23 protein-coding genes are annotated in these 23,229 nt (G+C 74.0%); 20 read left to right on the top strand and 3 right to left on the bottom strand.

Features of this window, described 5'->3' with window-relative positions; translation table 11 throughout:
- Positions 1 to 97: 97 nt before the first annotated feature.
- The 4 genes from V2S66_RS11420 (at position 98) to V2S66_RS11405 (ending at position 3,899) form a co-directional block, all read left to right on the top strand.
- A complete protein-coding gene (locus tag V2S66_RS11420; RefSeq protein WP_330794507.1) occupies positions 98 to 904 on the top strand; it encodes a DUF427 domain-containing protein in 807 nt (268 codons plus the stop codon).
- Between the two features lie 174 nt (positions 905 to 1,078).
- Positions 1,079 to 1,924 (top strand): molybdate ABC transporter substrate-binding protein, encoded by an 846-nt coding sequence (gene modA, locus V2S66_RS11415; RefSeq protein ID WP_330794506.1) that lies wholly within the window; start codon positions 1,079 to 1,081, stop codon positions 1,922 to 1,924.
- An 8-nt stretch (positions 1,925 to 1,932) separates the two neighbouring features.
- Positions 1,933 to 2,778 carry an ABC transporter permease gene (locus tag V2S66_RS11410; protein ID WP_330794505.1) on the top strand — a complete coding sequence of 282 codons (846 nt, stop codon included), beginning with the start codon at positions 1,933 to 1,935 and terminating at the stop codon, positions 2,776 to 2,778.
- The gene (locus tag V2S66_RS11405; protein ID WP_330794504.1) at positions 2,775 to 3,899 is read left to right on the top strand and encodes an ABC transporter ATP-binding protein; all 1,125 of its coding nucleotides are present in this window, start codon (positions 2,775 to 2,777) and stop codon (positions 3,897 to 3,899) included. Before V2S66_RS11410 ends, V2S66_RS11405 begins: the two co-directional genes overlap by 4 nt.
- A 114-nt stretch (positions 3,900 to 4,013) precedes the next feature.
- On the opposite strand, the gene V2S66_RS11400 is transcribed toward V2S66_RS11405, so the two are convergent.
- Complete coding sequence (locus V2S66_RS11400; RefSeq protein ID WP_330794503.1) at positions 4,014 to 5,279, bottom strand: ThuA domain-containing protein; 1,266 nt, start codon at positions 5,277 to 5,279, stop codon at positions 4,014 to 4,016.
- Between the two features lie 176 nt (positions 5,280 to 5,455).
- Between V2S66_RS11400 and V2S66_RS11395 the strand changes: the two genes are divergently transcribed.
- A complete protein-coding gene (locus V2S66_RS11395) occupies positions 5,456 to 5,872 on the top strand; it encodes a VOC family protein (RefSeq protein ID WP_330794502.1) in 417 nt (138 codons plus the stop codon).
- Positions 5,873 to 5,935: 63 nt separating this feature from the next.
- Here V2S66_RS11395 and V2S66_RS11390 read toward each other — a convergent pair whose 3' ends face one another.
- Together V2S66_RS11390 and V2S66_RS11385 are read right to left on the bottom strand one after the other, a co-directional pair.
- The gene (locus V2S66_RS11390) at positions 5,936 to 6,658 is read right to left on the bottom strand and encodes a helix-turn-helix transcriptional regulator (RefSeq protein WP_330794501.1); all 723 of its coding nucleotides are present in this window, start codon (positions 6,656 to 6,658) and stop codon (positions 5,936 to 5,938) included.
- A 48-nt stretch (positions 6,659 to 6,706) separates the two neighbouring features.
- Positions 6,707 to 8,083 (bottom strand): YihY/virulence factor BrkB family protein, encoded by a 1,377-nt coding sequence (locus tag V2S66_RS11385; RefSeq protein WP_330794500.1) that lies wholly within the window; start codon positions 8,081 to 8,083, stop codon positions 6,707 to 6,709.
- An 18-nt stretch (positions 8,084 to 8,101) separates the two neighbouring features.
- Between V2S66_RS11385 and V2S66_RS11380 the strand changes: the two genes are divergently transcribed.
- From V2S66_RS11380 to V2S66_RS11310, 15 genes are all read left to right on the top strand, one after another.
- Complete coding sequence (locus tag V2S66_RS11380; protein ID WP_330794499.1) at positions 8,102 to 9,739, top strand: acyl-CoA dehydrogenase family protein; 1,638 nt, start codon at positions 8,102 to 8,104, stop codon at positions 9,737 to 9,739.
- Between the two features lie 467 nt (positions 9,740 to 10,206).
- Complete coding sequence (locus V2S66_RS11375) at positions 10,207 to 11,418, top strand: GAF domain-containing protein (RefSeq protein ID WP_413966358.1); 1,212 nt, start codon at positions 10,207 to 10,209, stop codon at positions 11,416 to 11,418.
- Positions 11,419 to 11,444: 26 nt separating this feature from the next.
- On the top strand, positions 11,445 to 11,984 hold the full coding sequence (locus V2S66_RS11370) for a GNAT family N-acetyltransferase (protein ID WP_330794497.1): 540 nt from the start codon (positions 11,445 to 11,447) through the stop codon (positions 11,982 to 11,984).
- Between the two features lie 69 nt (positions 11,985 to 12,053).
- Positions 12,054 to 12,137: a putative leader peptide gene (locus V2S66_RS11365; RefSeq protein WP_322935262.1), complete on the top strand. Its 84-nt coding sequence runs from the start codon at positions 12,054 to 12,056 to the stop codon at positions 12,135 to 12,137.
- A gap of 156 nt (positions 12,138 to 12,293) precedes the next feature.
- Entirely contained in the window at positions 12,294 to 14,018 is a 1,725-nt protein-coding gene (locus V2S66_RS11360) for a nitrite/sulfite reductase (protein ID WP_330794496.1), read from the top strand.
- A complete protein-coding gene (locus tag V2S66_RS11355) occupies positions 14,015 to 14,215 on the top strand; it encodes a PDDEXK family nuclease (protein WP_330794495.1) in 201 nt (66 codons plus the stop codon). Before V2S66_RS11360 ends, V2S66_RS11355 begins: the two co-directional genes overlap by 4 nt.
- Positions 14,212 to 14,916 carry a phosphoadenylyl-sulfate reductase gene (locus tag V2S66_RS11350; RefSeq protein WP_330794494.1) on the top strand — a complete coding sequence of 235 codons (705 nt, stop codon included), beginning with the start codon at positions 14,212 to 14,214 and terminating at the stop codon, positions 14,914 to 14,916. The genes V2S66_RS11355 and V2S66_RS11350 overlap by 4 nt, the downstream gene beginning before the upstream one ends.
- 20 nt (positions 14,917 to 14,936) lie before the next feature.
- Complete coding sequence (gene cysC / locus V2S66_RS11345) at positions 14,937 to 15,533, top strand: adenylyl-sulfate kinase (protein ID WP_330794676.1); 597 nt, start codon at positions 14,937 to 14,939, stop codon at positions 15,531 to 15,533.
- A complete protein-coding gene (cysD, locus tag V2S66_RS11340) occupies positions 15,530 to 16,465 on the top strand; it encodes a sulfate adenylyltransferase subunit CysD (protein WP_330794493.1) in 936 nt (311 codons plus the stop codon). Before cysC ends, cysD begins: the two co-directional genes overlap by 4 nt.
- A gap of 2 nt (positions 16,466 to 16,467) precedes the next feature.
- Positions 16,468 to 17,817: a sulfate adenylyltransferase subunit 1 gene (locus V2S66_RS11335; protein WP_330794492.1), complete on the top strand. Its 1,350-nt coding sequence runs from the start codon at positions 16,468 to 16,470 to the stop codon at positions 17,815 to 17,817.
- 238 nt (positions 17,818 to 18,055) lie between these two features.
- Positions 18,056 to 19,204 carry an aliphatic sulfonate ABC transporter substrate-binding protein gene (locus tag V2S66_RS11330; RefSeq protein ID WP_330794491.1) on the top strand — a complete coding sequence of 383 codons (1,149 nt, stop codon included), beginning with the start codon at positions 18,056 to 18,058 and terminating at the stop codon, positions 19,202 to 19,204.
- Positions 19,205 to 19,268: 64 nt separating this feature from the next.
- A complete protein-coding gene (locus tag V2S66_RS11325) occupies positions 19,269 to 20,063 on the top strand; it encodes an ABC transporter ATP-binding protein (RefSeq protein ID WP_330794490.1) in 795 nt (264 codons plus the stop codon).
- Positions 20,050 to 20,991, top strand: a complete 942-nt coding sequence (locus tag V2S66_RS11320; RefSeq protein ID WP_413966357.1) for an ABC transporter permease — start codon at positions 20,050 to 20,052, stop codon at positions 20,989 to 20,991. Before V2S66_RS11325 ends, V2S66_RS11320 begins: the two co-directional genes overlap by 14 nt.
- Positions 20,988 to 21,773, top strand: coding sequence for a sirohydrochlorin chelatase (locus tag V2S66_RS11315; RefSeq protein WP_330794489.1), 786 nt, complete (start codon positions 20,988 to 20,990; stop codon positions 21,771 to 21,773). Before V2S66_RS11320 ends, V2S66_RS11315 begins: the two co-directional genes overlap by 4 nt.
- Before the next feature lie 86 nt (positions 21,774 to 21,859).
- Positions 21,860 to 23,146, top strand: a complete 1,287-nt coding sequence (locus tag V2S66_RS11310; protein WP_330794488.1) for an acyltransferase family protein — start codon at positions 21,860 to 21,862, stop codon at positions 23,144 to 23,146.
- Positions 23,147 to 23,229: the final 83 nt, after the last annotated feature.

Raw genomic sequence — 23,229 nt, 5'->3', positions numbered from 1 at the left:
CGGGCCCGCGCTTCCTGGCACCGGGTGCCAGGAGGCGCGGGCTCTGCGATCCTGGGCGGGAGGGCACGGGGACCCGCAGCCGAGGAGGGCAGCCAGCATGGTGCAACCCGTCCGTACCGACCCCGCCCAGAACTATCCCGGGCTGATCGTCCCGGCGGGGCACACCGAGCCGGTGCCGCGCCGCATCCGCGCCTTCGCGGGCGGCCGGCCGGTGCTGGACACCGAGCAGGCCCGCTACGTGTGGGAGTGGCCCGGCTATCCGCAGTACAGCGTGCCGGTGGCCGATCTGACCGGGGCCGAACTGATCGACGAGGGCCACGAGGAGAAGAGGGCGCCCGGCACCGCGCGGCGGCACGGCCTGCGGCTGGACGGCGAGTTGCGCACCGGCGCGGCGTGGGTGTGGGGCGAGGACGCGGCGCCGGACCTCGCGGGCACCGTCCGCTTCGAGTGGGACGCGCTCGACGCGTGGTTCGAGGAGGACGAGCAGGTCTTCGTGCACCCGCGGAGCCCCTACACCCGGGTCGACGCGCTGCGCTCCGGCCGGCGGGTGCGGGTGGAGGTGGACGGGGTGCTGCTCGCTGACGCACCGTCGTGCGTGACGGTCTTCGAGACCGGGCTGCCCACCCGATACTACGTGGACCGGGTGCACGCCGACCTGACCCGGCTGGAGCCGTCCGCCACCGTGACCGCCTGCCCGTACAAGGGCACCACGACCGGTTACTGGTCGGCGCACACCCCGGCCGGCACCCATCGGGACATCGCCTGGTCGTACAGCTTCCCGACCCGGCAGCTGCTGCCGATCGCGGGGCTGATGTGCTTCTACAACGAGCGCGTCGACCTCACCGTGGACGGCGTGCGGCTGCCGCGGCCGGCCCCGGTCACGCAGGCGTCGCTGCGCAGGTGAACGGGCGGGCTGAGCGGGCGGGGCCGGGCCGGCCCCGCCGACGGCGGCATCGGAGGATCGCACAAGCGAGCCCAGGAGCGGCGATCGTTCGGATTATGCAATGGTCCAGGAGACGTCTGCCTCGCAGATGCGGCAATATCATCGGCATAGCCGTATCAGTGAGGGAGACATTCTGTGACCACCCGTTCCGCGCGGCGCCGCGCCCTGGGCGCCGCCGCCGCCGGTGCCGCCGCCCTGCTGCTGGCGCTGAGCGCCTGCTCGTCCTCGGACGACGGCAAGACCTCGGACTCCTCCGCGACCCCGACGGGGTCGCCCTCGGCTTCCGCCTCCGCCTCGTCGCAGGTGAAGGGGACCGTGGTGGTCTTCGCCGCGGCCTCGCTGAAGGAGAGCTTCACGACGCTGGGTGAGGACTTCACGAAGGCGTACCCCGGGGCGAAGGTGGTCTTCAGCTTCGGCGGCAGCGACACGCTCGCGGCGAGCATCACCGGCGGTGCGCCCGCCGACGTCTTCGCGGCGGCCAGCCCCAAGACGATGAAGACCGTCACCGGCGCCGGCGACGGCGTGGGCGCCCCCACCACCTTCGTGCGCAACCAGCTGGAGATCGCCACCCTGCCGGGCAATCCGCGGCACGTCACCACGCTGAAGGACCTGACCGGCCCGGGGCTGAAGGTCGCGCTGTGCGCCAAGACCGTGCCGTGCGGCGCCGCCGCGCAGACCGCGCTGACCGCGAGCGGCCTGAAGCTGACCCCGGTGTCGTACGAGCAGGACGTGAAGTCGGCGCTGACGAAGGTGGAGTTGAAGGAGGTCGACGCGTCGGTGGTCTACCGCACGGACGTCAAGGCGGCCGGCGGCAAGGTCGACGGCGTGGAGTTCCCCGAGTCGGCGAAGGCGATCAACGCCTACCCGATCGTCGCGCTCAAGGACGCCCCGAACCCGACGGCGGCGCAGGCCTTCATCGCCCTGGTGACGTCCGCGCAGGGGCGCCAGGTGCTCAGCCAGGCGGGCTTCCTCAACCCGTGAGGGGTGCCGTGCGGTCCGCGGACGCCGGTCCTGCCGCTCCCGGCCGGGTCCGTCGTCCGCGGCCGCGGTCCGGTGGCGTCCCGCTGCCGCTGCTGCTTCCCGCCCTGCTCGGCCTGGCGTTCCTGCTGGTGCCGCTGCTCGCGCTGGTGATCCGCGCGCCGTGGCGGTCGATGCCGGACCAGCTGACCTCGGCCGCGGTGTGGCAGGCGCTGCGGCTGTCGCTGGAGACCGCGAGCTCGGCGACCGGGGTGGCCCTGGTCCTCGGTGTGCCGCTGGCCTGGCTGCTGGCCCGCACCCGCTTCCCCGGCCGCCGGATCGTACGGGCCCTGGTGACGCTGCCGCTGGTGCTGCCGCCGGTGGTGGGCGGTGTCGCGCTGCTGCTGGCGCTCGGCCGCAACGGCGTGGTGGGCCGCTGGCTCGACTCCTGGTTCGGCGTCACCCTGCCCTTCACCACCGCGGGCGTGGTGGTCGCCGAGGCGTTCGTGGCGATGCCGTTCCTGGTGATCAGCGTGGAGGGCACGCTGCGCGCCGCCGACGCGCGGTACGAGGAGGCCGCCGCGACGCTGGGGGCGTCGCGCTTCACCGCCTTCCGCCGGGTCACGCTGCCGCTGATCGCGCCCGGCGTGGCGGCCGGCGCGGTGCTGGCCTGGGCCAGGGCGCTCGGCGAGTTCGGCGCGACGATCACCTTCGCCGGCAGTTTCCCCGGCCGCACCCAGACGATGCCGCTGTCGGTCTACCTGGCGCTGCAGGACGACCCGGACGCGGCCATCGCGCTGAGCCTGGTGCTGCTCGCGGTGTCGGTGGCGGTGCTCGCCGGGCTGCGGGAGCGCTGGACCGGGGCGGGCGCGGCATGAGCCCCGGCGGGAGCGGCACCCGCGCCGGCGCCCTCAGCGGCCACGCCACGGGCGACGGCACCGGGCTGGACGCACGGCTGGTGCTGGACCGGGGGGCCTTCCGGCTCGACGTGTCGCTGACGGCGGCCCCCGGCGAGGTGCTGGCGCTGCTCGGGCCGAACGGCGCGGGCAAGACCACGGCGCTGCGCGCACTGGCCGGCCTCACCCCCCTCACGGGCGGCCATCTGCGGCTGGACGGCGTGCCGTTGGAGGAGCCCGCGCGGCGGCTGCGGGTGCCGGCCGAGCACCGGCCGTGCGGCGTGATCTTCCAGGACTACCTGCTCTTCCCGCACCTGAGCGCGCTGGACAACGTCGCCTTCGGGCCGCGCTGCCACGGCACCGGCAAGGCGCAGGCGCGCGCGCTGGCCGCGGAGCTGCTGGACCGGATGGGCCTGGCGGAGCACGCGCACGCCCGACCGCGGCGGCTGTCCGGCGGGCAGGCCCAGCGCGTCGCGCTGGCCAGGGCGCTGGCCACCGCGCCGCGGCTGCTGCTGCTCGACGAGCCGCTGGCCGCGCTGGACGCCGGCACCCGGCTGGACGTGCGGGCCGAACTGCGCCGCCACCTCGCGGCGTTCGAGGCGGTGGCGGTGCTGGTCACGCACGATCCGCTGGACGCGATGGTGCTCGCCGACCGGCTGGTGGTGGTCGAGCAGGGCGCGATCGTCCAGCAGGGCACACCGGCGGAGATCGCCCACCGCCCGCGCACCGACTACGTCGCCCGGCTGGTCGGACTCAACCTCTACCGCGGCCGGGCGGAGGGCGATGTCGTGACGCTCGGACCCGAACTGGCCCTGACCACCGCGGAGAAGCTGTCCGGACCGGCCTTCGTGGCCTTCCCGCCCGCCGCGGTGACGCTGCACGCCCGGCGGCCGCAGGACCGCGCGCACAACGCCTGGCGGACCCGGGTCACCGGCCTGGAGTCGCGCGGCGACCGGATCAGGGTCGCGCTGGCCGGAGCCGGCGGCGAACTGCCGCTGGCCGCGGACCTCACCGCGGTCGCGGTGGCCGAACTGGCCCTGCACCAGGGCGCCGAGGTGTGGGCCGCGGTAGAGGCGGACCGGACACACGCCTATCCGGCCTGACCCGCCCGAGCGGGCCGGGCCGGCTGTCGCACAGGAGCGGTGGCGCGGGGCCGCGGATGAAGCGGCGCGGGCCCCGGGAGGTTCCCCAGGGCCCGCGCCTTCCTGCGGGGTGGATCAACTGGGCAGCGTCCAGCTCTGGTTGGCGGAACCGGTGCAGGTCCAGATCTGCAGCCGGGTGCCGTTGGCGGAGCTGGGCCCGGTGGCGTCCAGGCACTTGCCCGAGCCGGCGTTCACCAGGGTGGCGCCGCTGCGGGTCCAGTGCTGGGCGGTGGTGCCGTTGCAGTCGTACAGCTGGACCTTGGTGCCGTTGGCGGTGCCGGCCGCGGTGACGTCCATGCACTTGCCCAGCGCCTTGAGGGTGCCGTCGGAACCGACCGTCCAGGTCTGCGCGTTGGTGCCGTTGCAGTCGTACAGCTGGACCGCGGTGCCGTTCGCGGAGCTGGCGCTCGCGACGTCCACGCACTTGCCGCCGTAGCCGCTGATCGGTCCGGAAGCGTTTCCGGGCGGCGGGGTGACGGGACCGCCCTGGCCGGCCGCCCACTTGATCTCCTGGAGCAGCAGCTGGTCCTGCTGGGCGCTGGCGAAGGTCGACGACAGGGTGGTGTTCGTCGAGTAGTCCATCGCGTTGTGCCCGAAGTTGTTGTAGACCATCTTGTAGTTGCGGTTCGACCAGACGATCGGGTAATAGCCGCTGTACCACGTCTGGTTGGGGTCGGTGCCGACCGGGAAGGTCGACGGGTCCATCGACGCCAGGATGTCGATGTTCGGGTTCTGCCGCAGGTCGTTCTGCCAGCTGTACCACTCGCTGACCGACGAGGTGATGGTGGCCGGCAGGCCCGCCGTCGCCGCGTGGTTGCGGTCCTCGATCTTCAGCGTCTCCTGCGTGGGACCCCAGGAGTTGGTCTGGAACGTGCCCGTCCCGAGGAACGTGTTGTGGTACCAGGGCCAGTCGCTGGTGTCGGTGGTGAACGCCGAGACGTGGAAGCCGATGAAGCCGCCGCCGTTCTGGACGTACGTCTGGAACGCCGACCGCTGGGCCGCGGTCTGCGGGTAGTCGTCGAGGAACATCACCACCTGGTAGTTGGCCAGGTTCGCGGTGTTGAGCTGGCTCCAGTCGGTGGTGGAGGTGTAGCTGAAGCCGTTGGCGGCGCCCTGCTGCGGGAACCACGCGTTCGCCTCGTGGTCGAAGCTGATGTGCGCCGCGTCGTACGTGCCGTCGTAGAAGGCGATCACCTTGAAGGCGGAGGCCGCCCCCGCGGAGTGCGCCGGTCCTGCCTGCACGCCGAGCAGCACGGCGATCAGGGCGAACAGCCGTACCAGGGTGCGGAGCGCGGTGCGGGTCGGGGCGGACGCGGGGGTCGCCGTGCGACGTCTGATCATGTGGGGGCCTTCCTGTGGGCGACGGTGGGGACGTGCGCCTGTGCGGCCGATTCAAAGGTCTAGACTATGTTCATGTCAATGACTCGCGACCGAATCCGTGACCCGGAAGAGCGCTGACCGGCGAGACGTCCGTTTCGTTCAAGACCCCGGCCGCCGCGCGGTCTAGCGTGGCCGACATGAACGCACCACGCAGCGCACCGCGCCTTTCCCCGCGACTGGACCTGATCGGCCTGGTGGTCGCCGACATGGCGGCCTCACTGGCCTTCTACCGCCGGCTGGGCATCGACGTGCCGCCGGACGCGGACGCCGCCCCGCACGCCGAGGCGACGCTGCCCGGCGGCCTGCGGCTCGCCTGGGACACGGTGGAGACCGTCCGCTCCTTCGACCCCGACTGGTCCCCCGCGACCGGCAGCCGGATCTCGCCGGCCTTCGACTGCGGCTCGCCCGACGGCGTCGACACGGTCTACGCCGAGCTGACCGAGGCCGGCTACCACGGCCGGCTCAAGCCGTGGGACGCCTTCTGGGGCCAGCGCTACGCCGTCGTCCACGACCCGGACGGCAACGCCGTGGACCTCTTCGCCGCCCTGGCCTGAGCGCCGGGCCCGGCCTCGGCGCTGCCCGGCCTCACCGGTGCCTGACCTCAGCCGCGCCCGGCCTCATCGGCGCCCGGCCTCATCGGCGCCCGGCGTCGGCGGGACCAGCTCGCCCAGCGGCAGCCCGGTCAACGCCCTGACCTCGCGGGCCAGATGGGGCTGGTCGGCGTAGCCCGCCTCGGCCGCGACGGAGGCGAAGGCGACGCCGCGGCGGGCCAGTTCGAGGGCGCGCTGCAGGCGCAGCACCCGGGCCAGCGTCTTGGGGCCGTAGCCGAAGGCGGCCTCGCAGCGGCGGCGCAACTGCCGCTCGCCGAGTCCGCTGCCCGCCGCGACGGCGGCCACCGTCCGCCCGGCCGCCAGCTGCGCGGCGACCGCCCGGGGCAGCGCGTCCGCGCTCCCCTCGGCCGCCACCCGCCGCATCCGCTCGGCCGCCCACGCGTCGAGCGCCGCGGCCGGGTCCCGCTCCGCGCGCTCGGCGAGCCCGCGGGCCGCGCCGCCGCCCCACACCGCGTCCAGCGGGACCCGCAGGTCGCGCAGTTCCCGCGCCGGGACGCCCAGCACGGCGGGCGCGGCGCCGGGCGCGAAGCGCAGTCCCGCGTACCGGGAGCCCGGGGCGTCCCGGGTGAGGTGCGCGGCGGTGTCCGGTCCCGCCACCAGCAGCGCGCCGTCGTGCCAGATCAGGTCCATGCAGCCGTCGGGCAGCACCCGGTAGTCACCGCCGCCACCGGTCCGCGTCCACACGGTGACGCCGGCGGCGCGCCCGCGCCGTTCCCGGTATCCGCCCACCCCTCCATGGTGCCCCGGGCCGCCCGCGCGAGGAAGGCCGGCCCGGCTTCAGGGCCGGTGGTCGGGCGGCCGCGGGTACGGCGGCTGCGCCGGGCCCGGCGGCCGGGGCGCGTAGGGCGGCCCGGGCGGCGGGAACGGCGGGGACGCCGGGGACGCAGCCGCGCCGGGCGGTCCCGGCGGGCGCCCCCGCTCCTGGTCCTGCCACTGGCCCCGAATCTGGCCCTGCCCCTGGCCCTGGCCCTGGCCTCGCTGCTGAGCGCGCTCGGCGTCCGGCCGGCCGCGCTGGTGCGGCAGCGGGGCGGCGTCCGCGCGGCGCCGCAGCCGGGAGCGCACATCGGCGTGCGGCAGGAAGTCCGCCCACCGCTCGGGGTACTCCGCGGGCGGCTCCCCCTCGTCGTCCTCGTCCTCCATGGCGGCCGCCTGGCGGGCCCTGCGGGCGGCGGCGCGGGCCACCACCTCCGCGGCCGCCGCCTCCCGCAGCCGCGCGTTCTCCTCGCGGGCCGCCGCGGTCGCCAGCGACGGCCACACCCGGTCGACGGCCGCGTTGACGGCCGCGCCGACCAGCACCGCGAAGGCGGACACGCCGATCCACAGCAGCACCGCGACCGGCGCGGCCAGCGAGCCGTAGATGGTCGGGCCCTCGACCGCGTGCGTGAGGTAGATCCGCAGCACGAAACTGCCGACCACCCACATCAGCAGCGCGACCAGCGCGCCGGGCACGTCCTCGTACCAGGGCGCGCGGACCGGCACCGACACGTGGTAGAGCGTGGTGAGGAAGGCGACGGACGCCAGCAGCACGAACGGCCAGTACAGGACGTGCACGGTGCCGGCGCCGCCGGGCAGCACGTCGGTCACCGCGTTCGGGCCGACCACGACCAGCGGCAGCACCGCCGCGCCGAGCACCAGCGCCACCACGTACAGGACCAGCGACATCAGCCGGGTCCTGACGATGCCGCGGCGGCCCTCCAGGCCGTACATGATGGTGATGGTGTCGACGAAGACGTTGACCGCGCGCGAGCCCGACCACAGGGCGATCAGGAAGCCGAGCGAGATCAGGTCGGGGCGGCGGCCGTGGAAGACGTCGTCGACGAGCGGCTTCACCAGCTGGTTGACGCCCTTGTCGGAGAGCACGGTGGTCGAGGCGCTGAGGATGTTCTGCCGGATGTGGTCTATGGTGTCGAGCCCGATGACGGTGTCGACGTAGCCGAGCGCGCCGACCAGGCCGAGCAGCAGCGGCGGCAGCGACAGCAGCACGAAGAACGCCGCCTCCGCGGCGAGCCCGGTGACGCGGTACTCCATGCACGAGTCGACCGTGTCCTTGAGCAGCAGCCAGGCCACCTTGCGCTTGGAGACGTTCCGGTACAGGGCACGGGCCCTGCGCCAACGGCTCGGACGCCGATGGCTTCTTTCCTCTGCTGCTGGCACCCCCTTACGTTAGCTGCCATGAGCACCCTCACTCACACCGTGACGAACCAGGCTCCGCCGCTGGTCGGCCACGACGTCTACGGCACGGACAGCGCGCTGACCGAAGGGGTGGAGCGGCACGCCGATCCCGCCCTGCTGCCGGAGATCGCCGGCGAACTCGGGGAACTCGGCCGCGCGGCCGGTTCCGCCCAGGCGCAGAAGTGGGGTGAGGAGGCGAACACCCACGAGCCGGTGCTGCGCACCCACGACCGCTACGGCAACCGCGTCGACGAGGTGGACTTCCACCCCTCCTGGCACCGGCTGCTCGGGCACGCCGTGTCGGCCGGGCTGACCGACGCCTGGTCCCGGCCCGGCGGACACCTGCGCCGCGCCGCCGGGTTCATGGTGTGGTCCCAGGTCGAGGCCGGGCACGGCTGCCCGGTGTCGATGACGCACGCGGCGGTGCCCGCGCTGCGCACCGACCCGGCGCTGGCCGCCGAGTGGGAGCCGCGGCTGGGCTCGCGGGCCTACGACCCGCAGCTGGTCGCGCCGGGCGCGAAGCCGGGCGCGCTGTTCGGGATGGGCATGACGGAGAAGCAGGGCGGCTCCGACGTACGCGCCAACACCACGCGCGCGCAGCCCCTCGCCGAGTCCGGCACCTACCAGCTGACCGGGCACAAGTGGTTCTGCTCCGCGCCGATGTCCGACGGCTTCCTGGTGCTGGCGCAGGCGCCGGGAGGGCTGTCCTGCTTCCTGCTGCCGCGGGTGCTCGCCGACGGCACCCGCAACACCTTCGCGATCCAGCGGCTGAAGGACAAGCTCGGCAACCGCTCCAACGCCTCGTCCGAGGTGGAGTTCAGCGGCACCTGGGCGCGGCTGGTCGGGGAGGAGGGCCGCGGCGTCGCGACCATCATCGAGATGGTCGCGGCGACCCGGCTGGACTGCGTGCTCGGCTCCGCGGCCCTGATGCGCCAGGCGGTGGCGCAGGCGGTGCACCACGCGGCGCACCGCAGCGCCTTCGGCGGGCCGCTGATCGACAAGCCGCTGATGCGCAACGTCCTCGCGGACCTGGCGCTGGAGTCCGAGGCGGCCACCACCACGGCGCTCCGGCTGGCGGCGGCCTACGACGCGGACACCGAGCAGGAACGCGCGCTGCGCCGCCTCGCGGTGGCCGTCACCAAGTTCTGGGTGACCAAGCGCTGCCCGCCGGTCGCGGCCGAGGCGCTGGAGTGCCTGGGCGGCAACGGCTACGTGGAGGAGTCCGGGATGCCGCGGCTGTTCCGCGAGTCCCCGCTGAACTCGGTGTGGGAGGGCTCGGGCAACGTCCAGGCGCTGGACGTGCTGCGGGTGCTGCAGCGCGAGCCGCGCGCGCTCGACGCCTTCCTCACCGAGATCGGCCGGGCCCGCGGCGCCGACCACCGGCTGGACGGCGCGGTCAAGGACCTGCTGACCGAACTCGGCGACCTGGACGGCATCGAGGGCCGCGCCCGCCGGATCGTCGAGCGGATGGCGGTGGTACTCCAGGGCTCCCTGCTCGTCCGCTTCGCCCCCGCCGCGGTCGCCGACGCCTTCTGCGCCTCCCGGCTGGGCCGCGACTGGGGCGCGACCTTCGGCACCCTCCCGGCCGGCCTCGACCTGCCCGCCGTCGTGGAGCGCGCCGCCCCGGTCCCCCACTGAGCCGGCGCCGCGCGGTACGCCACCCGACGCCGCGCGTCACGCCGGTGGCTCCGCCCCATCCCGAGCGTCCACCCCCGAGGCGGCGGGCCGAAGGGCCCGGCGGCGAGCCGCCGGCAGAAGAGGGGGGATGACGCCGCGCCGACTCGGCGCCACCCCCGGTCTGTCGGGCCGTGCCCGCGACCTGCTGACGCGGCGTCACTGTCCGTCGGCGACGGGCCGGCCCGCAAACGTTGCAGCCGGTTGCAGCCGCTCCCGGCCGCGCGCAGACGGCGGCGCCCCCTGGCGCGGGGCGCGCCGCCCCGCACGCGATGGCGGATCGGGCTGCGGTGCGCCGCGCGCCGCTGGGAGCATGGGAGGCGGGCGGTACGGGAGGGACGCAGGGCAGGAGCGACGTGGCTCATTCACCGGGTGGACGGGGGCGGTCGGGCGGGCGCGCGCCGCGGACGCCGCCGCATCTGCGGGCGGCGGTGCGAGAGGCCGCCCTGGCGGGGGACGCGCCGCCGGTCGCGCCGCGCGCGGTGATCGGCGCGTCGTGGACGCGCGTGCGGCGGCTGGGCATCGACCCGGACGCCGGCCGGCAGGGCAGCGTGCTGAGCACCGACGAGATCGAGCACCGGCGGCGGTCGAGCCCGCTGGGCGAGGTGCTCCCGGTGCTGCGCGAGGGCCTGGTCTCGGTCGCGGACGCGGCCTGGCACATCATGGTGGTCACCGACCCGGAGGGCCGGCTGCTGTGGCGGGACGGCAGCGTCGCGGTGCGCAGGAGCGCGGACCGGCTGGGTTTCGCGGAGGGCGCGTCGTGGGCCGAGGAGGCCGTCGGCACCAACGCCATCGGCACCGCGCTGGTCACCCGCACCCCGCTGCAGGTGCACTCGGCGGAGCACTACGTCCGCACCCACCACGGCTGGACCTGCGCGGCCGCGCCGCTGCACGATCCGCGGGACGGCCGGCTGATCGGGGTGGTGGACGTCAGCGGGCCGGCGGCGAATCTGCATCCGGCGACGCTGTCGCTGGTGACCGCGGTGGCGCGGGTCGCGGAGGGCGAGCTGCGGGCCCGGCACTGGGCGGCGGTGGAGCGGCTGCGGGCGACGGCCGCGCCGATCCTGGCGCGGATCGGCGGCCGGGCGCTGGTGGTGGACGCCAACGGCTGGACGGCCGCGGTGACCGGAGTCGCGCCGGCCGGCCGGGTGGCGCTGCCCGCCGCGGTGCGCGCGGGCCAGGCGTGGCTGCCGTCGCTGGGCCGCTGCCGGCTCGAACCGCTGCCCGGCGGCTGGCTGGTCCGGGTGGGGCCGCAGGAGGAGCCGCCGGAGCCGAGCCGGGTGGTGCTCGACGTGCGCCGGCCGCGGGACTGGGAGGTGACGGTGGTGGGCGCGGCGGGCCGCTGGACGCTGCCGCTGAGCCCGCGCCACGCGGAGCTGCTGTTCGTGCTCGCAATGCACCGCGAGGGCCGTACGGCCGGGCAGCTGGCCGGGGACCTGTTCGGGGACGCCGGCCGGGCGGTGACGGTGCGCGCCGAACTGTCGCGGCTGCGCCGCAACCTGGCGGGGGTGCTGGCGCACCGGCCGTACCGTTTCGCGGACGGGGTGGAGGTCGAGGTGCTGCGGCCGCGGGACCCGGCCGGTCTGCTGCCCCATTCGCTGGCTCCCGCGGTGGCCGCGGCGCGCCCGGACGAGGAGGGCTGAGCCCGGCACACCGTAGGGTGAGGGCCATGACCACGACCCCGGCCGCGCCCGTGACCACCTGGTATCTGGAGATGACCGATCCGGACGAGCTGACTCCCGCGGTGGCGCCGCAGGAGCGGGCGGGTCTGCGGATCGTGCGGGCGGAGGTGGCGTCGGGCGAGTTCGGGCGGTTTCTGTATACGGCCGTCGGCTCGGACGTCTCCTGGAAGGACCGGCTGGGGTGGCCGGCCGAGCAGTGGCGGACGCATCTGGCCCGGCCCGGCTGCGAGCTGTGGGTGGCGTACGAGCACGGTACGCCCGCGGGCTACGTGGAGCTGGACGCGCAGGACGAGGGCGCGGTGGAGATCGTGTACTTCGGCCTGCTGCCGGACTTCCGCGGCCGGGGCATCGGCGGCCACCTGCTGTCGTACGGCACCGAGCGGGCCTGGGACCTCGCGGCGCGGTGGCGCGGGCGGCAGGACACCGCGCGGGTCTGGCTGCACACCTGCTCGCTCGACGGGCCGTACGCGCTGGGCAATTACCGGCGTCGCGGGTTCCGGGTGACGCACACCACAATGTCTCACTGAGTGAGATGATCTGGTCCACATAGTGGATAGCGGTGGACGCTCCGGAGACCGTCGTGCCACGCTTTCGTCATGTCGCGCACGGGAATCGCCTTGGTAGGTCGGCCGCACGTCGACTTCTGCCGCGTGTCCAGCGCCATCTGTCCGGCGGCCTGACCGCACCCGGCCTCCCTCTCCGCCCTCCCCGTCGTCGTGGATGCGCGGGGTCCCCGCCGCGCCCGTGACGCGCCGACGAGCCGTGCATGCCCGGGTCAGGGGACCGTTCCGCGCTGTTTCGACCCGCACCCGAGCCTGCCCGAAGGACGCATCGCCATGGCTGCCAGCCCCGATCTCCCCCAGAACCCGGCCGGGAGCGCCCCCAGGACGAGTCCGGCGGCCCGCCGCAGGACAGGGCGCCACCGCGGCGAGGGCCAGTGGGCGATGGGCCACTTCACTCCGCTCAACGCCAACGAGCAGAGCAAGAAGGACGACGACGGTCTCAACGTGCGGACGCGGATCGAGACGATCTACGCGCACCGCGGCTTCGACTCGATCGACGGCGCCGACCTGCGCGGCCGGATGCGCTGGTGGGGTCTGTACACCCAGCGCCGGCCCGGAGTCGACGGCGGGCGCACCGCGATCCTGGAGCCGGAGGAGCTGGAGGACAGCTACTTCATGATGCGGGTGCGCATCGACGGCGGCCGGCTGACCGTGGCTCAGCTGCGGGTGATCGGCGAGATCTCGCAGGAGTTCGCCCGCGGCACCGCGGACCTCACCGACCGGCAGAACATCCAGTACCACTGGATCCGGATCGAGGACGTGCCGGAGATCTGGCGGCGGCTGGAGGCGGTGGGCCTGTCCACCACCGAGGCGTGCGGCGACGTGCCCCGGGTGATCCTCGGCTCCCCGGTGGCCGGCATCGCCGAGGACGAGATCATCGACGGCACCCCGGCGATCGACGAGATCCACGAACGCTTCATCGGCAGCAAGGAGTTCTCGAACCTGCCGCGGAAGTTCAAGACCGCGATCTCCGGTTCGCCGCTGCTCGACGTGGTGCACGAGATCAACGACATCGCCTTCGTCGGCGTCGAGCACCCCGAGCACGGGCCCGGCTTCGACCTGTGGGTCGGCGGCGGCCTGTCCACCAACCCGCGGCTCGGCGAGCGGCTCGGCGCGTGGGTGCCGCTGGAGGACGTGCCCGACGTGTGGGCCGGCGTCGTCGGCATCTTCCGCGACTACGGCTACCGGCGGCTGCGCCACCGCGCCCGGCTGAAGTTCCTGCTCGCCGACTGGGGCACCGCGAAGTTCCGCCAGGTGCTGCAGGACGAGTACCTCAAGCGCGAGCTGGCCGACGGTCCCGCGCCCGAGCAGCCCCCTCAGGTGTGGCGCGACCACATCGGCGTGCACCGGCAGAAGGACGGCCGCTTCTACGTCGGCCTCGCACCGCGGGTCGGCCGGATCGACGGCGCCACCCTGACGAAGATCGCCGCGCTCGCCGAGGAGCACGGCTCCGGGCGGCTGCGCACCACCGCCGACCAGAAGCTCATCGTGCTGGACGTCGAGGAGCACCGGGTCGCGTCGCTGACCGCCGGACTCGAGGCGCTCGACCTCCAGGTCAGGCCGTCGTCCTTCCGGCGCGGCACGATGGCGTGCACCGGCATCGAGTTCTGCAAGCTGGCGATCGTCGAGACCAAGGCGCGCGCCGCCGCGCTGATCGACGAACTGGAGCGGCGGCTGCCGGAGTTCGACGAGCCGATCGGCATCAATCTCAACGGCTGCCCGAACTCCTGCGCGCGCATCCAGACCGCCGACATCGGCCTCAAGGGCCAGCTGGTGACCGACGCGAACGGCGAGCAGGTCGAGGGCTACCAGGTGCACCTGGGCGGCGGCCTCGGCCTCGACCCGGGCTTCGGCCGCAAGGTGCGCGGCCTGAAGGTCACCTCGGCCGAACTCCCCGACTACGTCGAGCGGGTGCTGCGGCGCTTCCAGCAGGAGCGCGCCGAGGGCGAGCGGTTCGCGCAGTGGGCGGCCCGCGCGAGCGAGGAGGCGCTGTCATGACGGAGCGCGCCGCGCCCTTCTACTGCCCGTACTGCGGCGACGAGGACCTGCGCCCCTCGGAGCAGGGCCACGGCGCCTGGGAGTGCCGGTCGTGCAACCGGGCCTTCCAGCTGAAGTTCCTCGGCCTGCTCGCCGAGGGGCTGAAGGCCGCCGCCCCGGCGGCTTCGCCGGACTCCCCGCACGGAGGCGCCTCGTGAGCGCCGCTTCGCGCACCGCGCAGGACCTGGAGCGGCTGGCCGTCGGGGCCGGCCGCGACCTCGAGGAGTCCTCCGCGCAGGACATCCTGCGCTGGGCCGCCGACACCTTCGGCCGGCGCTTCTGCGTCACCTCCTCGATGGAGGACGCGGTCGTCGCCCACCTGGCCTCGCGCGCGCTGCCCGGTGTGGACGTCGTCTTCCTCGACACCGGCTACCACTTCCCGGAGACCATCGGCACCCGGGACGCGGTCGCCGCCGTGATGGACGTGAACGTGATCACGCTGGCCCCGCGCAGGACGGTCGCCGAGCAGGACGCCGAGCACGGGCCGAAGCTGCACGACCGCGACCCCGACCTGTGCTGCGCCCTGCGCAAGGTGGCGCCGCTGGAGGAGGGCCTGCGCGGCTACGACGCCTGGGCGACCGGGCTGCGCCGCGACGAGTCCCCGACCCGGGCGAACACCCCGGTGGTCGGCTGGGACACCAAGCGGCAGAAGGTGAAGATCGCCCCGATCGCACGGTGGTCCCAGCAGGACGTGGAAGCGTATGTGGCGGAGCACGGCGTGCTCACCAATCCGCTGCTGATGGACGGCTACGCCTCGGTCGGCTGCGCGCCCTGCACCCGCCGGGTGCTGGAGGGCGAGGACGCCCGCTCCGGACGCTGGGCGGGCCTCGGCAAGACCGAGTGCGGGATCCATCTGTGACGACACTTCAGGAGGACGCGATGAGCACCGGGGCCACCGTCTGGCTCACCGGCCTGCCGAGCGCCGGCAAGACCACCATCGCGTACGCGGTGGCGGAGTCGCTGCGCGCCGCGGGACGCCGGGTCGAGGTGCTCGACGGCGACGAGATCCGCGAGTTCCTCTCCGCCGGCCTCGGCTTCACCCGCGAGGACCGGCACACCAACGTGCAGCGGATCGGCTTCGTCGCCGAACTGCTCGCCTCGCACGGCGTGCTGGTGCTGGTGCCGGTCATCGCGCCGTACACCGACAGCCGTGAGGCGGTCCGCAAGCGCCACCAGGCGCACGGCACCGGCTACGTCGAGGTGCACGTCGCCACCCCGGTGGACGTCTGCTCGGACCGGGACGTCAAGGGGCTGTACGCCCGGCAGGCCGCCGGCGAACTCACCGGGCTGACCGGCGTGGACGACCCGTACGAGCCGCCGCAGGACCCGGACCTGCGGATCGAGACGCAGGGCCGCACCGTCCAGGAGTCCGCGGCGGCCGTCCAGCGGCTGCTCGCCGAGCGGGGTCTGGCGGCCGGCGGCGCGGACGCCGGGCCGGACACCACCACCTTTGCGCAGGAGAGGGGCACGGCATGACCACGACGGTGGCGCACACCGACGCGACGGACAGCCCGTACGCGCTCTCGCACCTGGACGCGCTGGAGTCGGAGGCGGTGCACATCTTCCGCGAGGTCGCGGGCGAGTTCGAGCGGCCGGTGATCCTCTTCTCCGGCGGCAAGGACTCCATCGTGATGCTGCACCTGGCGCTCAAGGCGTTCGCGCCCGCCGCGGTGCCGTTCGCGCTGCTGCACGTCGACACCGGGCACAACTTCCCCGAGGTGCTGGAGTTCCGGGACCGCACGGTGGCCGCGCACGCGCTGCGCCTGCACATCGCGTCGGTGCAGGACTACATCGACGACGGGCGGCTGCGTGAGCGTCCGGACGGCACCCGCAACCCGTTGCAGACGGTGCCGCTCACCGACGCGATCCGCGAGCTGCGCTTCGACGCGGTGTTCGGCGGCGGTCGGCGTGACGAGGAGAAGGCGCGGGCCAAGGAGCGGGTGTTCTCGCTGCGCGACGAGTTCTCGCAGTGGGACCCGCGCCGCCAGCGCCCCGAGCTGTGGCAGCTGTACAACGGCCGGCACGCCCCCGGCGAGCACGTGCGGGTCTTCCCGCTGTCCAACTGGACCGAGCTGGACGTGTGGCAGTACATCGCCCGCGAGAAGATCGAACTGCCGGGCATCTACTTCGCGCACGACCGTGCGGTCTTCCAGCGGTCCGGCATGTGGCTGACCGCCGGCGACTGGGGCGGCCCGAAGGCCGGCGAGGCGGTGGAGACCCGCCTGGTGCGCTACCGCACGGTCGGCGACATGTCCTGCACCGGCGCGGTCGACTCCGACGCCGCCACGCTCGACGCGGTCATCGCGGAGATCGCCGCGTCCCGGCTGACCGAACGCGGCGCCACCCGGGCCGATGACAAGATGTCCGAGGCCGCGATGGAAGACCGCAAGCGCGAGGGGTACTTCTAGCCATGACGAGCACCACCGGTCCGCTCACCGCCGAGCAGTTGTCGGCGACCACCCTGCTGCGCTTCGCCACCGCCGGTTCCGTGGACGACGGCAAGTCGACCCTGGTCGGCCGGCTGCTGCACGACTCCAAGTCGGTGCTCACCGACCAGCTGGAGGCGGTCGAGCGCGCCTCGCTCGGCCGCGGCCAGGAGGCCCCCGACCTGGCGCTGCTCACCGACGGCCTGCGGGCCGAGCGCGAGCAGGGCATCACCATCGACGTGGCCTACCGCTACTTCGCCACCGCCCGGCGCCGGTTCATCCTCGCCGACACCCCGGGGCACGTGCAGTACACCCGGAACATGGTCACCGGCGCCTCGACCGCCGAGCTGGCCGTGGTGCTCGTCGACGCCCGCAACGGCGTGGTCGAGCAGACCCGCCGCCACGCCGCGGTGGCCGCGCTGCTGCGCGTCCCGCACGTGGTGCTCGCGGTCAACAAGATGGACCTGGTGGAGTACGCCGAGCCGGTCTTCGCGGCGATAGCCGAGGAGTTCACCGCCTACGCGGCCTCGCTCGGCGTCCCGGACGTCACCGCCATCCCGATCTCGGCGCTCGCCGGGGACAACGTGGTGGAGCCGTCCGCGCACATGGACTGGTACGGCGGCCCGACCGTGCTGGAGCACCTGGAGACCGTCCCGGTCAGCCACGACCTGGCGGCCTGCCCGCCGCGCTTCCCGGTGCAGTACGTGATCCGCCCGCAGACCGCCGAGCACCCCGACTACCGCGGCTACGCCGGCCGGATCGCCTCCGGCCTGCTGCGGGTCGGCGAGCCGGTGACCGTGCTGCCGTCCGGGCGGACCACCACCATCGCGGGCATCGACGCGCTCGGCGAGAGCGTCGACACCGCCTGGGCCCCGCAGTCGGTGACGCTGCTGCTCGCCGACGACCTGGACGTCTCGCGCGGCGACCTGATCGCGCCGAGCGGTTCGCTGCCCACCGTGACGCAGGACGTCCGGGCCACCGTGTGCCATCTGCACGAGCGCCCGCTGCGGATCGGCGAGCGGGTGCTGCTCAAGCACGCCACCCGTACGGTCAAGGCGATCGTGAAGGAGATCCCGCACCGGATCGACCTGTCGCACGGCCTGGCCCACGAGAACAACCCGGAGCGCCTGGACGTCAACGACATCGGCGCGGTGCTGGTGCGCACCGCCGAGCCGCTGCCGGTCGACGCCTACGCGGACTCCCGGCTGACCGGCTCCTTCCTGCTGATCGACCCCGCGGACGGCACGACGCTGACCGCCGGGATGGCGGGCGAGGCGTTCGCCGAGGCACGGTCCGCGGCCCCGGACGCAGACGACGAGGGATGGGATTTCTGACGGTGTCTCAACTGGCGCAGGAGGCCTTCTCGGGCTTCGCGAAGGAGGGCGGGCGGGTCGGCAGCGGCTTGCTCGGCTCGGGGACCGGCGGGGTCGCACGATGTGTGCGCTGAGAGCCGTACCTCAACCCGCCTGTCCGGCGCGCCTCCCGGCGCACCGCTTTCGAAGACCTGACGCAACTCCGGCCGCGCCCTGAGACAACGGCGCGACACGCCGGGCCTTACGAGAGGACACCCACGTGTCTGCCCTGCCCCGCCCGCTCGCCCGCACCGCCGCCCGCCGCCGCAGACTCGTCGCCGCGGCCGCCGCCCTGCCGATCCTCTTCGGCGCACTGGCCGCCTGCGGCTACGGTTCCGACAAGTCGGACGACAATGCCACCACCCCCGCCGCGGCCCCCGCCGGGAGCCAGAGCGCCGCCAAGCTCTCCGCCGACGAGGTGAAGATCGGCTACTTCCCCAACCTGACCCACGCCACCGCGCTGGTCGGGCTCAAGGAGGGCTTCTTCCAGCAGCAGCTGGGCAGCACCAAGATCAAGCAGGCCACCTTCAACGCGGGCCCGGCCGAGATCGAGGCGCTGAACGCCGGCTCCATCGACATCGGCTGGATCGGCCCCTCCCCGTCGATCAACGGCTACACCAAGTCCCAGGGCAGCGACCTGCGGATCATCTCCGGCTCGGCGTCCGGCGGCGTGAAGCTGGTGGTGAACCCGGCCAAGATCAAGACCCTGGCGGACGTCAAGGGCAAGAAGATCGCCACCCCGCAGCTCGGCAACACCCAGGACGTGGCGCTGCTCAACTGGATCAAGACGCAGGGCTGGAAGGTCGACGCGCAGAGCGGCAGGGGCGACGTGTCGGTGGTCCGCACCGACAACAAGATCACCCCGGACGCCTACAAGAGCGGCTCGATCGACGGCGCCTGGGTGCCGGAGCCGACCGCGTCGAAGCTGGTCGCCGAGGGCGCCAAGGTGCTGCTGGACGAGAGCACGCTGTGGCCGGACAAGCAGTTCGTGATCACCAATGTGATCGTGTCGCAGAAGTTCCTGTCCGCCCACCCCGACGTGGTCGAGGCGGTGCTGCGCGGCTCGGTGAAGACCAACGCGTGGATCAACGCCAACCCGGACAAGGCCAAGGCCGACGCGAACGACCAGCTCAAGGCGCTGACCCAGAAGGCGCTGCCGGCGAAGGTCCTCGACCCGGCCTGGCAGTCGATCAAGGTCCTCGACGACCCGCTGGCGTCGACCGCCAAGGACGAGGCCGACCACGCGGTCGCCGCGGGCCTGTTGAAGGCGCCGAAGCTGGACGGCATCTACGACCTCACGCTGCTCAACAAGGTCCTCAAGGCGCAGGGCGAGCCGGCCGTGAGCGCCGCCGGCCTCGGCGCGCAGTAGTTCCCGCGCCGCCGGCCAGGCCGGCGACCCGTTCCCCCACCGAGGACCCAGGAGGTGACACCCCATGGCCGACACTCTCACCGGCCCCGCGGCGCAGACCGCGGGACCCGCCGCGTACGCAGCGCACCTCGACCATGTCTCGAAGGCGTTCGGCAGGCCCGGCGCCCAGCAGTTGGTGCTCGACGGCATCACGCTCGACGTGGCGCCGGGGGAGTTCGTCTGCCTCCTGGGGGCCTCGGGGTGCGGGAAGTCGACCCTGCTCAACCTGGTCGGCGGGCTGGACAAGCCGTCCGCCGGGGGCATCGACGTCCCCGGCGGCCGGCCGGCCCTGATGTTCCAGGAGCACGCGCTCTTCCCGTGGCTGACCGCCGGCCGCAACATCGAACTGGCGCTGCGGCTGCGCGGCGTGCCGCGCGAGGAGCGCCGCCCGGAGGCCGAGCGGCTGCTGTCGCTGGTCCGCCTCAGCGGGGCGTACGACAAGCGGGTGCACGAGCTGTCCGGCGGCATGCGGCAGCGGGTCGCGCTGGCCAGGGCGCTGGCCCAGGACAGCCAGCTGCTGCTGATGGACGAGCCGTTCGCCGCGCTGGACGCGATCACCCGGGATGTGCTGCACGACGAGCTGACCCGGATCTGGTCCGAGAGCGGCCTGTCGGTGCTGTTCGTCACGCACAACGTGCGGGAGGCGGTGCGGCTCGCGCAGCGCGTCGTGCTGATGTCGTCGCGTCCCGGGCGGATCGCCCGGGAGTGGACCATCGACATCCCGCAGCCGCGCCGCATCGAGGACGCCGCCGTGGCGGACCTGTCCATCGAGATCACCGAGGAACTCCGGGGGGAGATCCGCCGTCATGGCCAGCACTGAGACGACCGGCGCGCAGGGCGCCGTACCGCTGCGGAAGGCCCCCACCGGGGACGCCGACGTCAAGGACGTGCACGACATGTCCGGCCTGGAGGCCGGCCTGGACGCGCTGGAGACCGTCACCGTCGGCCGCACCCCGGTCGGGCAGGTGCTGCTGAAGCGGGTGCTGCCGCCGGTCACCGCGATCGTGGTGGTCCTGGCGGTGTGGCAGATCGCCGTGTCGGCGGGCTTCTCCGACCCGACGAAGCTGCCGAGCCCGCACGCGGTGTGGCAGGAGCTGGCCGACCGGTGGAACGCCGGCGACCTGTTCTCCATCATCTGGACCAGCGTGCAGCGCGGCCTGCTGGGCTTCCTCGCGGCGCTGGCCATCGGCACCCCGCTGGGCCTGGTGGTGGCCAGGGTGCCGTTCGTGCGCGCCGCGATCGGCCCGATCCTGTCCGGGCTGCAGTCGCTGCCGTCGGTCGCCTGGGTGCCCGCCGCGGTGATCTGGCTGGGCATCGAGGACTCGGCGATGTACGCGGTGATCCTGCTCGGCGCGGTCCCCTCGATCGCCAACGGCCTGGTCTCGGGCATCGACCAGGTGCCGCCGCTGTACCTGCGGGCCGGCCGGGTGATCGGCGCGACCGGCCTGCGCGGCGCCTGGCACATCCTGCTGCCCGCGGCGCTGCCCGGCTACGTGGCGGGCCTGAAGCAGGGCTGGGCGTTCTCCTGGCGGTCCCTGATGGCCGCGGAGCTGATCGCCTCCTCGCCTGACCTCGGCGTGGGCCTCGGCCGCTACCTGGAGAACATGCGGGAGGGCTCGGACATGGCCGGCGTCTTCCTCGGCATCCTGCTCATCCTCTTCGTCGGCATCGCCATCGACCAGATCTTCTTCAGCCCGCTGGAGCGCTGGGTGCTCCGCAGCCGCGGCCTGAACTCCAGGAGCCAGTGAGTTTGCGTCCCGCCGCCCGCCCCCGCTCCGCGCCGCAGCCGCCGCTGCTGGTCATCGCGCACGGCTCCCGCGACCCGCGGCACGCCGCGACCGTGCGTGCGCTGACCGGCCGGGTGGCGGCGGCGCGGCCGGGGCTGCGGGTGGAGACGGCGTTCCTCGACTTCTGCGACCCCTCGGTGCCGCAGGCGGTGCGGCGGCTGGCCGCCGACGGGGTGCGCGACGCGGTGGCGCTGCCACTGCTGCTGACCCGGGCCTTCCACGCCAAGACCGACATCCCCGCGGTGCTGCGCGAGGCGACCGCGGCGCTGCCGGCGCTGCGGCTGCGCACCGCCGACGTGCTGGGCCCCTCCCCGCTGCTGACCGCGGCCCTGGAGCGGCGGCTGCGCGAGGCCGGGCTGCGGCCGGGCGACCGGGCGTCCACCGGCGTGGTGCTGGCGTCGGCCGGCTCCACCGACCCGGAGGCACGGGCGGTGATCGCCGACATCGCGCGGCGCTGGCGCCGCGCCGGCTGGTGCGCGGTGCGGCCCGCGTTCGCCTCCGCGGCGCTGCCGCGCACCGAGGACGCCGTACGGCAGCTGCGGGCCGACGGTGTACGGTCGGTCGCCGTGGCGCCGTACGTGCTCGCGCCCGGCTTCCTGCCGGACCGTATCGAACGCGGCGCCCGCGCGGCCGGCGCTGACGTGCTGGCCCCGGTTCTGGGCGCGGCCCCCGAGGTGGCCGAGCTGCTGCTGCGGCGGTACGACGAGGCGCGTACGCCGGCGAGCAGCCTGGTGGTCGCCTGAGGGCAACCTTTCGCGTGGTCTGTCGGTCATCTGATCGAGGGTTCCGGAGCCCTGTACCTGAAGGACGACACCGGAACGGTGGATGTATGACCCAGACGGATCGGGCGGGGGCGGCCACGCCGGCCGGAGCGGCGGCAGCCGCACAGCAGGCACAGACGGAGGAGGTCGGGCCCGGGGCGCCACCGGGCGGGGCGGGGGCCGGGGGCACGGGCGCCGCCGGCACGGCGGTGGCGGTGAAGGTGCCGCTGCCGAGGGCGCAGCCGGCCGCCGGGCCGGCCGCAAGCCGGCCGGGAGCGCGCAAGGACCGGCTGGCGGCGCTGGACGGGCTGCGGTTCCTGGCCGCGCTGTCGGTGGTGCTCTTCCACTTCGTCGGGCAGACGCCGTGGGCGATGCTCGACATCTGGGGGCGGCCCTACCAGGACACCTTCCCCGAGGCGCACCGGTACTTCGCCTTCGGGCGGCTCGGGGTGGACCTGTTCTTCCTGATCAGCGGGTTCGTGATCTGCATGAGCGCGTGGGGCCGCAGCCCCCGGGACTTCTTCATCTCCCGGGTGACGCGGCTGTACCCGATGTACTGGGTCGCGATCATCGTCTCGGCTTGCGTGATCTACCTCACCGACGGCCCGTTCGGCCACCCCAACCCGCGGCTGCTCTTCGCGAACTTCACGATGCTGCAGACGCCGCTGGGCGTGGACAACCTGGACCCGGTGTACTGGACGCTCTGGCCGGAGCTGTGCTTCTACCTGACCTTCGCGGTCGTGGTGTGGAAGGGCCTGAGCTACCGGCGGGTGGTGATCTTCTGCGGGCTGTGGACGGTCGCCACGGTGCTGGCGCCCGGCGCGCACATCCCGCTGCTGACGCTGCTGGTCAACCCGGCCTCGGCGCCGTACTTCATCGCCGGCATGGCCTTCTACCTGATGTACCGGTACCGGCCCACCCCGCTGCTGTGGGGCGTCGTGGCGATGTCGTGGCTGCTGGCCCTGCACTTCCTGCTGGCGCCGGGCGGCGGCCGCAACAACTGGGACACCTGGTCGCCGTGGCGCGGCTGGCTGGTGCTGGTGACCTCGGTCTTCTTCCTGCTGATCGCGGCCATCGCGCTCGGCTGGACGAGCCGGCTGCGCTGGCGCGGGCTGACCGTGGCCGGGACGATGACCTTCCCGCTGTACCTGCTGCACGACACCGTCGGGATCACCGTCGCGCACCGCTTCGGGCTCCGGGTCGACCCCTGGCTGCTCGTCGGGGTCACGGTCGGCTCGCTGATCGTGCTGTCCTACCTGATCCACCGCTTCGCCGAGCGGCCGATCGCGCTGGCCATGCGGCGCTCGCTCAACACCGCGGCCTTCGGGCTGCAGCCGCCGGCGCCGCGCCGCTGAGCCCCCGCACTCCCCCGGTGCGGGCGCGGCAGCGCCTCCACCGGGGGGTGCGTGCAGGGGACGGCCAGGACGGCGGGGGTGGG

The organism is Actinacidiphila polyblastidii (genome assembly GCF_036353415.1).
GTDB lineage: Bacteria > Actinomycetota > Actinomycetes > Streptomycetales > Streptomycetaceae > Actinacidiphila > Actinacidiphila polyblastidii.
The sequence above is the reverse complement of the archived record's forward strand: the minus strand, read 5'-3'. Positions and strand labels throughout refer to the sequence as shown.

Bases quoted from the DNA above. Each gene is read 5' to 3' on its own strand.
- V2S66_RS11420 (WP_330794507.1), top strand. From the start codon at position 98: ATGGTGCAACCCGTCCGTACCGACCCCGCCCAGAACTATCCCGGGCTG.
- V2S66_RS11405 (WP_330794504.1), top strand. From the start codon at position 2,775: ATGAGCCCCGGCGGGAGCGGCACCCGCGCCGGCGCCCTCAGCGGCCAC.
- V2S66_RS11400 (WP_330794503.1), bottom strand. From the start codon at position 5,279: ATGATCAGACGTCGCACGGCGACCCCCGCGTCCGCCCCGACCCGCACC.
- V2S66_RS11395 (WP_330794502.1), top strand. From the start codon at position 5,456: ATGAACGCACCACGCAGCGCACCGCGCCTTTCCCCGCGACTGGACCTG.
- V2S66_RS11380 (WP_330794499.1), top strand. From the start codon at position 8,102: ATGAGCACCCTCACTCACACCGTGACGAACCAGGCTCCGCCGCTGGTC.
- V2S66_RS11370 (WP_330794497.1), top strand. From the start codon at position 11,445: ATGACCACGACCCCGGCCGCGCCCGTGACCACCTGGTATCTGGAGATG.
- V2S66_RS11365 (WP_322935262.1), top strand. From the start codon at position 12,054: ATGTCGCGCACGGGAATCGCCTTGGTAGGTCGGCCGCACGTCGACTTC.
- V2S66_RS11360 (WP_330794496.1), top strand. From the start codon at position 12,294: ATGGCTGCCAGCCCCGATCTCCCCCAGAACCCGGCCGGGAGCGCCCCC.
- V2S66_RS11355 (WP_330794495.1), top strand. From the start codon at position 14,015: ATGACGGAGCGCGCCGCGCCCTTCTACTGCCCGTACTGCGGCGACGAG.
- cysC (WP_330794676.1), top strand. From the start codon at position 14,937: ATGAGCACCGGGGCCACCGTCTGGCTCACCGGCCTGCCGAGCGCCGGC.
- cysD (WP_330794493.1), top strand. From the start codon at position 15,530: ATGACCACGACGGTGGCGCACACCGACGCGACGGACAGCCCGTACGCG.
- V2S66_RS11335 (WP_330794492.1), top strand. From the start codon at position 16,468: ATGACGAGCACCACCGGTCCGCTCACCGCCGAGCAGTTGTCGGCGACC.
- V2S66_RS11325 (WP_330794490.1), top strand. From the start codon at position 19,269: ATGGCCGACACTCTCACCGGCCCCGCGGCGCAGACCGCGGGACCCGCC.
- V2S66_RS11320 (WP_413966357.1), top strand. From the start codon at position 20,050: ATGGCCAGCACTGAGACGACCGGCGCGCAGGGCGCCGTACCGCTGCGG.
- V2S66_RS11310 (WP_330794488.1), top strand. From the start codon at position 21,860: ATGACCCAGACGGATCGGGCGGGGGCGGCCACGCCGGCCGGAGCGGCG.